The following is a 13,164-nucleotide window of genomic DNA, read 5'->3' as shown; positions in this document are numbered from 1 at the left end:
TATTAATCGCCAGAGAAAGCGATGCTCTCTGTTTGTTTTAAATCCAAGTAAACGGGAATTTTATTGGTGTAGGATTTTCCTTTCCTGTGGAATAGGTTTAAAGTCTCTATACCGACATTACATAATCGCAGATGGGCGGTGTATCCATCATCTCAGGTACTCCTTATGGAGTGCGTCGGGAACCATTTCCGACCTTGTGATTATACTATAAAGTCGTCAATTAACTCATTTTGGAATCAAGCCAATTGACGACATTTTCTTATGTGTTTGCTCTTCCTATATTGTATATATAAAGGGAATAAAATAGCTTCAAACCCTTATTGTATAAGGATTACAGCGATTTTTACTTTAAAATAAAAAACATTACATTCTTTTATTTCTATACTTTTCCACTCTTAAACGATTCCTCTCTCTATTATATTTCTCTTGGCAAATATCACATCTTTTCTTATTTTTTACAATCCCATCAATCTCAACATCTTTGCCACAATCAACACATTTAATTATTTTTGTGCCGATAGGAGAGTAAGTAGAGCATTTTTTGCAGAGTTTTTGATTGTTGTTTTTTTGATTAAATAGTGATCCACACTTAGAGCATCTTTTCAAGATATAATTATCCTTGCTTCCTGCTACGTACAGTCCATAGTATTCTTTTTGATAATTTCTCATATATCCATCAAGAGTTTTGCAGAAATAACTTATGTAAAAGTTATCCTCGTGCCATGCTTCGGTCTGAATCGTGATTTTAGTTTTGTCCTCATAATCATCAAGACAAATACAATTATCAAAGATTTTTCGGAAATATTTTTCAATTAATTTTTTATATTCCTCCCAGGATAAATTCAATTTTTCCATTTGATACTTATTTTTTAGATTTTCAGCCATTTCCATTGCCTCATTAATTGTTTCATTTAGGAATTGTGGTTCATATTTTTCTCCCTTTAGCCATCTGAAATATAATGTTTTTGGTGTTTTAATTAATTTCATATAATCTTTTCTTTGGCACACGTCTTTATCACACATAATACTATACAGGTTATTGATCTTTTGCCTAATAAGGCTGGCATAGTCTAATTCTTTTGTCATAGACCTATATGTTATATATGGAACAGACGACCATGAATTAAAAATCTGACCTATTTCTGTGTCTATATATTTTGAATCAACGGAGAATTTAATGTCTCTGTTAAAAACTCTCCGTTTGTTATTACATGACCATATAGAAGAACAGAATGACTTTAAAATATCCTGCTTTTCTATCTTGTTTGCTTCTTTGTATTCATCAAGTATCTCATAGAGATACATTTCATTACTGTCGTATATTTGCGTTTCCCTCCTCAAAAATATAATATTTACCGAGATATTCGTAAGAGTCGCTTGTCTTATATGGAGTTTCTTTTATTGAAACCTGTTTATTTGCCGGAGAATTATTCTTTAAATTATCAATAATGTATTCTCCATATCCAAACCAAGCCAAGTGTTTACAAACTGAATTGTTAAGATACGAGACTTTAATCACATAGTTGGCAAGTTCTTCTTCATCTAAAACTCCAGGTATATTGTTTAATTTGTCTTTATATTCCTCTATCAGAATATCAATACAGTCTGTTTCGGTATTATCAAATTCTTTTAATTTCATCAGTTCACGGAACTCAATCCCGAATTGGTTAATTAAATGTCGGACTTCCTTTATAACTTTTTTATTATTTAATTGCATATTATTATTGATAATAAGGCAACGAGTGTCAATAGAGGAATTATCCCAAATCAGTTTTTTCTTTTCCCACGCATTTATGTATTCACAGAGTTCATTCATTGGAGATGGAGATCTATAGGCATTTAATTTAACCTTATCCTCCGGTAATTCTACGGAGCGATTCCTATGTTTCAGTTTCTCGTACGTCTTTAACTTATTTGGATAATTATAAAGTAGAAACCACGGTAGCTGTTTTAAGTGTTTTCTTATCCCAGAGGTCATCTGCCAGCGCACTCCTGTTTTTATACTATCAATTTCTTTGCCTTGAATAACACGCAGAAGAGAAGATATGTCATCATAATACTTTTTGACATCTTCATTCGTCGTGTATTTATTTTCGATACTGGTGGCCGCATTTGTAATTTCTCCAATTCTGGAATCCCTTGTTGCCAATTCATAATCAACTAGATTTTCCTTTGTATATGGTTTGATCTTTGCTGTTGTCTTGTCTTCAATGTCAATAATAATCGGTTTATTAATTTTTGAAGAAACCACAGTAGGCTCATTACAAAGAAAAACTGCATCCCCGTCTTCATCCATCCCCCCTTGTTGTGGCAAACTTAAATCATACATATTGAGCATAACAACATCTTGGTCTTTAAAATGAGAGAACCATTTTTTAGTCAAATCGTTACATACAATATTTACATCATTGACTTCAGATGGATCTACTAGAGGAGAACGAAACGACAAAGTCTTTCCGTTGCCGATAGTGTCACAATAAAACTCCTTTTCTTTTAAGCACCCCATAGGTTCCATACCAGCAGCATATTGTATATATCCAACCATGTCTCCGACAACTGTATGATAAAACCCATCTGCATATATTTTCCCCAATTTGGCTTCTCTAATATATTTTTTGAGTTTTCTATAAATGAACTGCTTGATAGCTGGGTCTTTTAACATTACATCATTGAGCAATGCAGCTTTTAAATAATTGCTTTCTGGCTCATATCCATCTGTATCATTGATACCCATGAATTTATATGTGTAAAATTTATCTCCACATATAATTTTCTCAAATAGGTCAGTTGTATATTCTGCAATACTGATAATCTTTCCTTTGTTTTCGGGTGACAAAATATCATACTTTTCTCCCTTTTCATGAAAACTTTTTATGTAGGAGTCGTTCCATAGGTCGAGACACTGTAAATATTGAAAATTAAGCCTTGCTTTTACATTAATATCTTTCATGTGATGGCTGTATTTGCTAATTCCAAGTTTAAACTGATACTTGTTTAATGTTTCAATATATTTATTCCAAGCGTCGTTGCCATATTTTTCTTTGAAAATTTTATGCCCTTTGAACATGCTAGTATTCCAAATACAATCTATGTCACGGACATCGTGCCAATTTCCATAAACATCTTTTATTTTATGGATATTCATTTCTTTGAACATTTCTTTAAAGGGGACGTAAACCGAATACCCCTTCATAAATGGAAGTCTTACTTGACTACCAACTGGCAAATAGTCAAGTCCTAATCCAGATTGAACCTTTTCAGAGAAACCTCTTTCATGGCAGCCGCAACCGTCAAATGGGGATAGTTTAATGTCATGATGGCCTTCTTCAATTTCTCTGACATTTACAAATTTTTTTTCGCCAGATACTTTATCTGTAATTTCACGTTTCTTATTAACGACATATCGTATATATTGATTTTTTATCACCTTTTCGTATTCATCAATTATTACGATGTTGGGGATATAGTCTTTTATTAAGGTGCAAGAGCTGAATGGCAGACACCTTTGGGCCTCATATTTTGAAATTACACATTCATCAATTTCAATATCCATTTGAGTTATCACATATAATTCATTAAATATCTTTTCATCTACAAAAGCAGTAATTCCATCTTTCCCCTGTGAAGCAGATTTTCCAAATCTAACATATTTTACTCCATTATATGTAAAACCATTTAGCAACAACGATTTAAGTTGCTCTTCCTGTTTTGGATTCTTTTTCGCAAGCACAAGAATCAATTCCGGAATATGAACAGAAAATTTTCCTCTTAATATCTCTAATTGGTCAAATAATAATGAATCGCTTTGCTTGATTAAATATCTTATCTCTTCTTCTTTTTCAAAATTAATATCACAATCATTTTCTACGATTTTTTTAATTGGTATCTTTGCCAATGTATATTGATTATTTATTATTCAGTCCCTCCCGGTTGTTAATCCAGCACCTTTTCCATTAGTTCAATCATTTCATATAATCCATCAGCAAATACCGTGACATGCTTAATGATTACACTTGTATTTAGTAGCTTACCGACAATTAGGCGGATATCATTTTCAATCGAAACGCTACTACTTGATATTTCTTGTGTGTCAATTAAGTGTTTAAACTCCTGATCTTTTTCAAACGGTGTATCAATTTTTCTGCGTAGTTCCAACATTATAGTAAATCTGTCTTTTTTATTATCTACGGGGATGTATGTAGCCACTATGTCGTAGGTAGCACCTTCGTAGTCGATTACATTTACGAACGAAATTGTAGTTCCCTCATTTTCATATCTTATTTTTTGTTTTATCATTTTTAAAATCCTCTCAGTCATATTAGTTTAGATAATCTCTTTTATAACGTGTTTATTAAGCCCATACGGGCATTGTTTATAGTTACGTGGTAAATTGTAAAGCTAAAAATTAAAACGTCAGCAAAGTGGCAGTACGTGCGTTATACGGCACATTGTATTTTAGTAGGAATAATCTCTTGTGATTAATGGTTTCTGACTATAATTGTTCCAATCACGGTATATATTCGGTTTATGAGTGGCGAAATCACTTATACTGATTACTCCTGCATAATATGTATGATATTCTTCACGGGTTGGACGTGAGGGGATAGTAGTTACGTTGTTGGTTTTCTCCAATATTTAATTCTCCTTTTATTTTTATATGTTCTGAGTTTTGTATTCATAGTTATTCCTTCCTTTCTAAAAAGTCATAATTATCAAATACCGATAAATCCTTGATCTTGTTCAAATAATCTTCATTTCCTTCTTTGTTATATAGAGACTCATATTTCTTGTTGTTCTGTATTACATAATCATAAATTCTTGAAATTTCATCATCTGAATATTGATGTCCTCGGCTTAGCCAATAGTATTTCTGAGCAAGTTTTCTATTATCGTTGGTTTCGCCTTTCTTTTTCTGCACTTGCTTATAGCCTTTTTTATATAGTTTATAATCTTGCGCATATTTTTGTATATACTCCCGATCTATATATCTACCATATACGTTAGGAAACTGAGACAGTATCCCTTTCTCGTCAATAGCAAAATCATCGGATCTACAAACATAAATAACATTTAACTCTTCAAGTATGGCATTGTATCTTATAATTGTTCTAGTTGATAATCCTGAGACAGAAGATAATTGCTCTTGGGTTTGTTGTCCAATTATATTACCCTTAGATTTTCCACTTTCAAGGAAAACGTTTATTTTACTGTTTATTGAATCCATTAAAAATATGTAATATTTAAACACTTGAAGTTTATTTTTGTATTGAGATTCCATAATCCTTCTCATTTCAGCTATTTCAAGAACTACATACTTTTCTTTAGCCGTATCCACGTTCAATGAGCGATAGTTGAGAACGAATGAATCTTTGGATATTTTTTCTCCGTCGACGCACTTATTTTCTAATAGAGAATTTATTGCTGAATATACATTTTTACGGATTTTTAAGCCAACACACTTATTGTGATATATTGCAAATAGAAGAGAGTCTATAGTAATGTGATAATGCTCCATTTCAGCTATAGGCATCAACACTTTTAAATAACAATACACAAGTAATTCATAATCTGTTATGGTTGGTGAACGAGATAATTTCTCAGGTAAAAATATCTTAATGTGCAGCTCCTTTCTCCCTCCGGGGTGACAGCTAGGTACCTCATGACTTTACCATCGTGTAGAGTGTAGGGTATGGTTTCAGGTACCCAGTTGTCAGTTAATAACAATATATAATAATAACAATATATAACTATCTAACATTCACTCTATTGCATAGAGATGAATCGGGAGATAATTTTTCTTTGATATTGTTCTTTAGAACAGTAATATCTCATTGTGCTAATACCTCTTTTCTTTTTATTGGTGCATCAAATAAAGTCTTCCTCTTAAAATTCTTGATTTCTTCTTCTGTCTGTAATCCATGAGTTATAAGTGCTGTATCAATAAGGAGAGTAGTTGCTTCTCTAAGTCTCTGGTTATGTTCAATAGCATCCATTGGATAACATTCATCTTTACATAGGCGATTATCGTAACAGTAATCTTCCCAAATCTGATTTAGGTCAATTCCATATGTATCTTCTAATTCCTTATAGATGCTAGAATATAGCTCTTTTCTGGAACAGTCGAAGTAATCCATTAATAATTCATACTTTGGTTTCATTCTCTTGTACCATGTACTTGGATATTTAGTGCCTGCTATTGATTTACTCTTTTGTGATTGTTTTACCTCTGAGATGTCTTGTTGCATAGCACTTACTGTATTGGATAATGTGGCCAATGTTTCTGCTAATGATGTGATTGCTTTAATTATGGTGGAATTGTCAGCAATCAATTCTCCATTACGGTATTTTTCTACAATATCCCAGCACCAGTCCATAAACTGATCTGCTTTAGGCTTATTACTCCAACGGCATATTTCCATGATCCCACGGTAAGTGTATAATCTTGTTTCATAAAACTTTCCGTCAGTACTCGCCAATCTGTCTAGTACTGAAAGTGGATCTAACCTGTTTTTGTGCCTATTGTGTACCTTGCTCAATGCATCATCTGGATTTGCATATTCCAGTGCAGTACCTATCTGTTCTCTGGTAAGTAAAACTTCATCGTTGTTCCCTTTGTAGAAATTACATTCAATGTCTCCGAATTTCTCTGTGGTAATTAGTTGTAGATTGTTAATAGTGGTATCCTCCTTTTATTTTGCAAATTTTACAGTTACAGTTTTGTGTCCCATCATCTTAGCAATTAAATATGTAATGTATCCATCAAGCAGGTTGTAATTCTGATCCAAAATTATTGGTGACTGAAATTGCTGGTTATGTAAGTAGTAGGTGTACCTCTGAGCTATCTTGTATGGCTTAGGTGGGTGTGACAACATTGCAGGTGATATCTTGATTTTAGATAGTGGGATAATATTTGTTGAATTTGTACCAGGTGTAACAATTAATTTTGCTAATGATTGTAATAACATCTCTAATCTCCTTTTTATTTTGTTTGTGGTTTGGATAATCCTTTTAAAAAGCATGACTGAATAATAGCATATAATAAAAATAAAGTCAACTAGTTTGGATAATCTTTTTAATAAATATTTTTCTATCATATGAAACAATTATTCATGGAAATATATTCATGATAAAAATGGGGGTTCGATGAGTGGTAAAATTTTTATTGCATTATATAGAAGAAATGCTTACCAGATAAGGATTACAGGAGATTTGTGGTATAAAAATTGAATTGTTTGGAAGTTGGAATTTGTAAAAACATAGGGTCGTTCGATTAAGTGCCTATGTTATAAGGGTTTGAGTGGTGTTGGTTGGGTAAAATGATTGATTTTAAATTGTCAGAAAACTTTGTAACGCTTATAATTGCTATATTCTGTCGAACGAGGTATCGAACTAGGATGCGGTAGTTTTAGTTAATTGTGTAAGAATAATATACAATTTAAATTGGGTAAATGATGAAATGTTCAAAAGTTAGAATTACATAGAATAAATTGAACAAAAAATAATTGTCAGAATTGTTTCTTGAAATGAATACAATAATGTGGTAAAAATGGTGATTTTAGAGTTTGAAATTTTAACTTGATGTGTGAGTGGAACAGATATGGGGTATTCCGACACATATAATCAGTCTCAAGATGTAAATATACCCCCTACCCAGGCAATACAATAATGCACAATATATCATGGCGAAATGATGGTGTATGTGTGTAATAATTACCATATGCTTGCACTGGTATAAAATAACTTCGTGGAAGTTTAGTTTACTGAAGTTTTTTTGAAAAATGTGCACAACTGAATCGTTGAAAAATTGTGCACTATGACAAATAAACAAAACTGTTTAAAGATAAAATGAATATATCAGACAATACATATAATTGTGTAAAAGTTTGTTTTGCAATGAAATGAGATATATTTCAAAAATATGGTGATTATCAAAAAATGAACAGTGGTATATGATCCGGTGATCTGGACAAATACATTGTAAAACAATTGATTTTATCTGTTGGTGTTCGCCTAAAATTGCGTTAAGTGAATGGTCATTCACTTATAACTAGTATACTAGTTTGTTAGTACACAAGAATATAAGCGCGTTAGAATTTTAATTTATCATTATTGTTTGAATCTATTATCATCATCTCATAATCCCTCACACAACGTCCATATTGCCCCATATACCCTTTAAACATCTACCTCCATTAAATCTACCTCAATCAATTTAAATCCACTACAACGCAAAATAAAGGTGTCTCATGACATGTCAATTAACCAATCGATATACTTTTACATTAGTCATAGTAGTAACACGATATTGACCCATATTTTACCAAAATAATTTGCGAAATGTTTCCAATTATCCCTTGACACGAACATATGTTTGGATTATTATAGGGTACATGGAATCGAACGTTTGTACTGTTTTTCTTGTGACTATGATTAATTATCATATTTAATAAACTTTTGCGCTATACTCATTGACGTTACATCGCTCATACCATTTGTATTGGTTTCATTATCCTTTGGTACTATGTTTATATCTAACTGGCAATCAATAGCCTGGCATATCTCGTTTAATGCGTCAAGAGATATATTAGACTGAGCAAATAGGGAGCTTACGGCACTCTGTGACTTACATAGCCTATCGGCAATATCCTTTATTTTTAAGTCCTTGGCAATCATGATCTGTCTTATATTAACAAATATATTTTTTGTATTGGTATATATCATTATTATTATATCCTTTCATGGGCAGTCCTTAAATGTATCATATCTCAATTATAAAAGATATGTGCAAATTATACAAGATGTATCTGATATAATTGGTAACTTTTATACCTCATAAATATCAATTAATACTTGTAAATAGCAGATATATATGCTATACTCATATCAAGTTAAAAAACACGAAACATAAACCAGTTGATATAAGGAGGTTTTACAATGTCAATATATGTGTGTCAGTTACCACAAGCGATCCAAGACGAAATTATAAAGAAGTGTACAGAGGTATTTGAGTCACTTGTATTTCCAGTAGACATCGAAGAAGAAATCCAAAACGTATTATGTTCCAAATTGTCTGATATCTCTGATACGATTGATATCCAACCATATTTAAATATCATGCCTTAACTCAAGCCTTGCCCATAGCGTATCATGGGAGTGGGTGCAATTCTCACAAGGGCATTTAACAAGTGATGATACTTGCCCCTTTAAACGGAAAAGAGTCCAACAGCTACCAACTGTCAGACTCTTCCAATTACATAATGGGAGGTGATGGAAATGCCAAAAGGCTACTTGGTATCCTCCGGTTACATGGGTTTAGTAAATAATAGCTACCAACTATTTGCGACTGAATCCGAGTATCTGGAATACATAAGTTAATCACCAACGGGTAGGGAGTTAATCTCTCTACCTATCCCAAAGGAACACACATGAAATGTGTATACTCTAATCAAGTACATATATTAACACATTTCTTGTAGGCTGTCAATTCTGGCAGTTAGTTTCCTATTATAAAGGCACATTGACAACCAAATAAGTGGTTATAATAGAGTGTAGCAAAAATGTTACTTTTTTGATATAATAAGAACATTCTATAACAAGGTGGTGTTAATGTGGCAACTGTCAGTTATAAAAAATTATGGCATCTGCTAGTTGAAAATAATATGACAAAAGCAGATTTACAACGTGCAATTAAATGCAGTTCAAACACAATCGGAAAAATGAATCGTAACGAATATATCTCAATGAAAAATCTTCTTGAAATATGCGAATTATTTAACTGTCAGATTTCCGACATTGTAACAATCGAAAAAGATTGAAAAAAATATAAAACAATTAATCGAAAACGATTGACATTCCCTTTTAGACATGATATACTAATATCAAGTTAAGGGAAGTAAGTAAAATAAAAGACTGGCTGCACACTCCGTCAAAAGTATCAGCCAGTCAAGGGTTCAAGACAATTTTACTTGCCATTGATACATTCTATTATAACCATTTCTTTGGTTCAAGTCAATGAAAAATCCCAAAACAGAAAAATACCAGTGTTGAAACTGGTTACACCTAGAACGGCTCACATAACCAATATTGAAACGTCCGCAGAGCATGTGACGGATAGGCCTCACGGCTATAGCGTACTTTGACAATCGAGCAGTTACAAATTTATGTAACACCTTGTGATAGTAAAAGGTAACAGGTGTCAGACCAGAACGCCACTCACTGAAGCGGAAAACCGTATCATTATACGATTCTGGCAACCGTAAAAACACATCATATGTGGGTTATAGAATAGGATATCAAGGTAAATTACATAGAAATGTAGCTGATAAATCCGCAGCGTATGAAATATGTGCACGCTATATCAGAAAACAAATAGTTACTGGATAGCAGGGAGAAACCACAAGACGCTAGGCAGGACGTTATTAAGTTGCTTCCAGAGGTTGAGACTGGATCAAATTTGAACGGAATCACAAGCCTATGAAGAAATAGGCAGACACAGAGAACGGGATAACAAAGTCCTATTTGTTATAGGCAATCCAAACTGTACGGAATAACCGATTTATCATTTATCATGCAGACGAAAACAATGAAGCAAACGTGAGACGCTATAGAAGAATCCTAACCACTGCTCAAACAGGACATACGGCAAACTTCTATAATTAGTCATATCCCTTGAAAAATTCTATTTTCGTTTGTGTGGCTATCTGATAAAGATAATAAAATTATTCATAAGGAGGAATAAATATTCAATGGAATCAAATGTAAAAGAAATTCCCTTTAATGGGAAGTCGCTCTTAGGAGTAAAGACAGGCGATGGAAAAGTTTGGTTAGCCATCAAGAAAGCTTGTATTGACATTGGATTAAATGAAAATCAATCAAGAACAGAAGTGAAGAAGATTCAGACGGCTTTGCTATTCAAAAATGGCTTTGAAAAGCTGAGTGTCAAATTTGACACGCAGGTCAGGGAAATTGTAGTCCTTTCAGAAAAGTTTGTTCCCATGTGGTTGGCACAAATTAATCTTACGCCAGCAATGCAAAAGAAGAATCCTATTGCAGTTACAAACCTTCTTAAATATCAATTAGAGGCTGCGGACGTTCTCCACAAGGCTTTTTACGAAACAGACGATCAAAAGACTGCATTTCATGAAATGTTAGGGCTTGAAGGAAAAGTAGTTAGCCTAGAGCAGAAAGTCGATAAATTAACCGGTAACGTACAAGAATTGATTGACAACTCGACCATTAACAAAGCACAGCAGAACGCATTATACAATCTTGCAAAGGAAAGAATTTGTTTTCTGCTTGGAGGTAAATCTACAAAGGAATACAAGCGATACCATAAATTATACTTCCAGAATCTATGGGGAGCTGTTAAAAGAAAATTTGATTGTTCCGGCAGTTATCATGACTTAAATCCAAAAGATTTTAAAGCAGTAAAAGAATTTATTCCAGCATGGGAATTTGTTGGATAAAACGAGGATTTGTAACCGTCAAAAGTTGCAGATCCATTTTTATTATAAAACAGGAGGTTTCTATAATATGAAGAAATTACAATTAGCAGTATCGACGGCACTTGTCATAGGTGCCTTTTTCCTTGGAAGAATTAGCGGTACCAATATGGATACTATAGACATGAACAAGGTTGCAGATATCCAATCTAACGAATACGGGGTGCAAATTACCTTAGAGGATGGCAACGGCTATTACTGGGAAAGATAACAAGCAAATATCCATTTTATCCACAAACAAAAAATAAATAATTTGCAAAAAACTAATTGACAAATTAGTATTATGGTAGTAGAATAATAAATGTAAAGGAGATATAGCAATGGCAAGAAAAACTTTTGCGACTCCTGTTGAAGAAGTAATACAAGAAGAATTCAAAACTGCTTGTAAGGAGCAAGGCTTTAAAATCAATGAAGCAATAGAGGCATTGATGGAAGGATTTGCAAGTGGGAATATTCAAATTAAGAAAGAGATTTCTTACAAAATTTCTCAACAGGATAACAAGAAATAAGAATAGCGGTTCTACTCCGACCAAAGAACAGAAACCGCCATTCATGACCGCCAAACGCTAAACACGTTGACTTACTTCTATTATATCAATTCTTTAGATTAAGTCAATCGGTAAACCCTTACAAAATTGCACCCTGACAATTACATATAAGGTTGATCTACCAGAACGATTGACGTAATAGGGCTGAAATGCTCTTAATAGTGTGCGTGCAGGTATGGCGATAAAACCCATATATAACGCTATTAACATAAAAATATGAAAGGACATAATAGAATGGAAGAGATCGTAAAAGTTGGCAACAGCGATTTACAGATTAAAACATGGAATGGTCAGAGAGTAATAACTCTTAAAGATATCGACCAGGTACATGAAAGGCCAGAAGGAACGGCGAAGCGTAACTTTGGAGAAAATAAAAAACATCTTGTACTTAATGAAGATTATTTTTTAGTGACCAGAAAAGAGTTGAGTACGAAAATCGTACCCAATGATGAGCCGTTAAAAGGTAACCCTTATATTGAGGTAGTTTTATTAACTGAAAGCGGTTACTTGCTCTTGGTGAAGTCTTTTACGGACGATTTAGCATGGAAAGTACAAAGAGATTTAGTAAAGACCTATTTCAAATTTCAAGAAGTGGTACAGGATTTTAATGAAAATTATCCTATCAACACGAATGAATTAAATGCTTTTCTTACAGATGCCAAAAAGAATTTTCCTTGTATGTTTGCTCAAATTAATAGTATTGAGGAGCAGTTGGAAAGCGTTATTGATAATATGACATTATCAACCAGGCAGCAAGAAAGAATTCATGAAGCTGCTAGAAAGAGGGTCAACTACCTTTTAGGTGGAGCACATAGCCAGCAGTACAAAAGAGAAGCTAGAAGTTACATGATTAATTTATGGAATGGTTTAAAGTCTACATTCCATTGTGGAAGTAGCTATAAGGATTTACACCCTAAGGATTTTGATAAAGCAATGCAGTATATAAATGAATGGAAATATGATTAATATTTAACCATAGCAACGAGGGCTTGTATCTGTCAAAGGATATGAGCCTATTTCTTTAAAAATAACAAGCAAACTATTCTTTGATGGGAAGGCGTAGATATGTGTAAGGGAAAGAATATTGCAAATGAAATTGCAAATATGAAATATGT

Annotated in this window: 13 protein-coding genes; 6 read left to right on the top strand and 7 right to left on the bottom strand. The window is 33.0% G+C overall.

Annotated elements, in window-relative coordinates; translation table 11 throughout:
- Window positions 1-363 precede the first annotated feature (363 nt).
- The 7 genes from FAY33_RS18260 to FAY33_RS18230 all read right to left on the bottom strand — a co-directional run bounded on the left by FAY33_RS18260 (window position 364) and on the right by FAY33_RS18230 (window position 8,721).
- Window positions 364-987, bottom strand: coding sequence for a hypothetical protein (locus FAY33_RS18260; RefSeq protein WP_143322715.1), 624 nt, complete (start codon window positions 985-987; stop codon window positions 364-366).
- A gap of 322 nt (window positions 988-1,309) precedes the next feature.
- The gene (locus FAY33_RS18255) at window positions 1,310-3,895 is read right to left on the bottom strand and encodes a hypothetical protein (RefSeq protein ID WP_243126831.1); all 2,586 of its coding nucleotides are present in this window, start codon (window positions 3,893-3,895) and stop codon (window positions 1,310-1,312) included.
- Window positions 3,896-3,933: 38 nt separating this feature from the next.
- Entirely contained in the window at window positions 3,934-4,296 is a 363-nt protein-coding gene (locus FAY33_RS18250) for a hypothetical protein (protein ID WP_143322710.1), read from the bottom strand.
- A 385-nt stretch (window positions 4,297-4,681) separates the two neighbouring features.
- Window positions 4,682-5,530: a hypothetical protein gene (locus FAY33_RS18245; RefSeq protein ID WP_143322708.1), complete on the bottom strand. Its 849-nt coding sequence runs from the start codon at window positions 5,528-5,530 to the stop codon at window positions 4,682-4,684.
- A 298-nt stretch (window positions 5,531-5,828) separates the two neighbouring features.
- A complete protein-coding gene (locus tag FAY33_RS18240) occupies window positions 5,829-6,632 on the bottom strand; it encodes a BRO family protein (protein ID WP_347562721.1) in 804 nt (267 codons plus the stop codon).
- Between the two features lie 57 nt (window positions 6,633-6,689).
- Window positions 6,690-6,965 carry a hypothetical protein gene (locus FAY33_RS18235; protein ID WP_143322704.1) on the bottom strand — a complete coding sequence of 92 codons (276 nt, stop codon included), beginning with the start codon at window positions 6,963-6,965 and terminating at the stop codon, window positions 6,690-6,692.
- Window positions 6,966-8,430: 1,465 nt separating this feature from the next.
- Window positions 8,431-8,721: a helix-turn-helix transcriptional regulator gene (locus FAY33_RS18230; RefSeq protein WP_143322702.1), complete on the bottom strand. Its 291-nt coding sequence runs from the start codon at window positions 8,719-8,721 to the stop codon at window positions 8,431-8,433.
- Between the two features lie 213 nt (window positions 8,722-8,934).
- Between FAY33_RS18230 and FAY33_RS18225 the strand changes: the two genes are divergently transcribed.
- The 6 genes from FAY33_RS18225 to FAY33_RS18200 all read left to right on the top strand — a co-directional run bounded on the left by FAY33_RS18225 (window position 8,935) and on the right by FAY33_RS18200 (window position 13,015).
- Window positions 8,935-9,123, top strand: a complete 189-nt coding sequence (locus tag FAY33_RS18225; RefSeq protein ID WP_143322700.1) for a hypothetical protein — start codon at window positions 8,935-8,937, stop codon at window positions 9,121-9,123.
- Window positions 9,124-9,608: 485 nt separating this feature from the next.
- Window positions 9,609-9,815, top strand: coding sequence for a helix-turn-helix transcriptional regulator (locus tag FAY33_RS18220; protein WP_243126830.1), 207 nt, complete (start codon window positions 9,609-9,611; stop codon window positions 9,813-9,815).
- A gap of 930 nt (window positions 9,816-10,745) precedes the next feature.
- Entirely contained in the window at window positions 10,746-11,465 is a 720-nt protein-coding gene (locus FAY33_RS18215) for a phage antirepressor N-terminal domain-containing protein (RefSeq protein WP_143322698.1), read from the top strand.
- A 67-nt stretch (window positions 11,466-11,532) separates the two neighbouring features.
- Complete coding sequence (locus tag FAY33_RS18210) at window positions 11,533-11,712, top strand: M42 family metallopeptidase (RefSeq protein ID WP_143322696.1); 180 nt, start codon at window positions 11,533-11,535, stop codon at window positions 11,710-11,712.
- A 109-nt stretch (window positions 11,713-11,821) separates the two neighbouring features.
- Window positions 11,822-12,010, top strand: a complete 189-nt coding sequence (locus FAY33_RS18205; RefSeq protein ID WP_143322694.1) for a hypothetical protein — start codon at window positions 11,822-11,824, stop codon at window positions 12,008-12,010.
- A gap of 273 nt (window positions 12,011-12,283) precedes the next feature.
- Entirely contained in the window at window positions 12,284-13,015 is a 732-nt protein-coding gene (locus FAY33_RS18200) for an ORF6C domain-containing protein (protein ID WP_185967703.1), read from the top strand.
- Window positions 13,016-13,164: the final 149 nt, after the last annotated feature.

The organism is Clostridium sp. HBUAS56010, assembly GCF_007115105.1.
GTDB lineage: Bacteria > Bacillota > Clostridia > Lachnospirales > Lachnospiraceae > Lacrimispora.
This window is presented reverse-complemented; position numbering and strand designations above follow the sequence as displayed.

Excerpts from the sequence above, each read along its gene's own strand:
- FAY33_RS18230 (WP_143322702.1), bottom strand. The coding sequence starts at position 8,721 with ATGATATATACCAATACAAAAAATATATTTGTTAATATAAGACAGATC.
- FAY33_RS18250 (WP_143322710.1), bottom strand. The coding sequence starts at position 4,296 with ATGATAAAACAAAAAATAAGATATGAAAATGAGGGAACTACAATTTCG.
- FAY33_RS18215 (WP_143322698.1), top strand. The coding sequence starts at position 10,746 with ATGGAATCAAATGTAAAAGAAATTCCCTTTAATGGGAAGTCGCTCTTA.
- FAY33_RS18260 (WP_143322715.1), bottom strand. The coding sequence starts at position 987 with ATGAAATTAATTAAAACACCAAAAACATTATATTTCAGATGGCTAAAG.
- FAY33_RS18205 (WP_143322694.1), top strand. The coding sequence starts at position 11,822 with ATGGCAAGAAAAACTTTTGCGACTCCTGTTGAAGAAGTAATACAAGAA.
- FAY33_RS18200 (WP_185967703.1), top strand. The coding sequence starts at position 12,284 with ATGGAAGAGATCGTAAAAGTTGGCAACAGCGATTTACAGATTAAAACA.
- FAY33_RS18210 (WP_143322696.1), top strand. The coding sequence starts at position 11,533 with ATGAAGAAATTACAATTAGCAGTATCGACGGCACTTGTCATAGGTGCC.
- FAY33_RS18245 (WP_143322708.1), bottom strand. The coding sequence starts at position 5,530 with ATGCCTATAGCTGAAATGGAGCATTATCACATTACTATAGACTCTCTT.
- FAY33_RS18225 (WP_143322700.1), top strand. The coding sequence starts at position 8,935 with ATGTCAATATATGTGTGTCAGTTACCACAAGCGATCCAAGACGAAATT.
- FAY33_RS18235 (WP_143322704.1), bottom strand. The coding sequence starts at position 6,965 with ATGTTATTACAATCATTAGCAAAATTAATTGTTACACCTGGTACAAAT.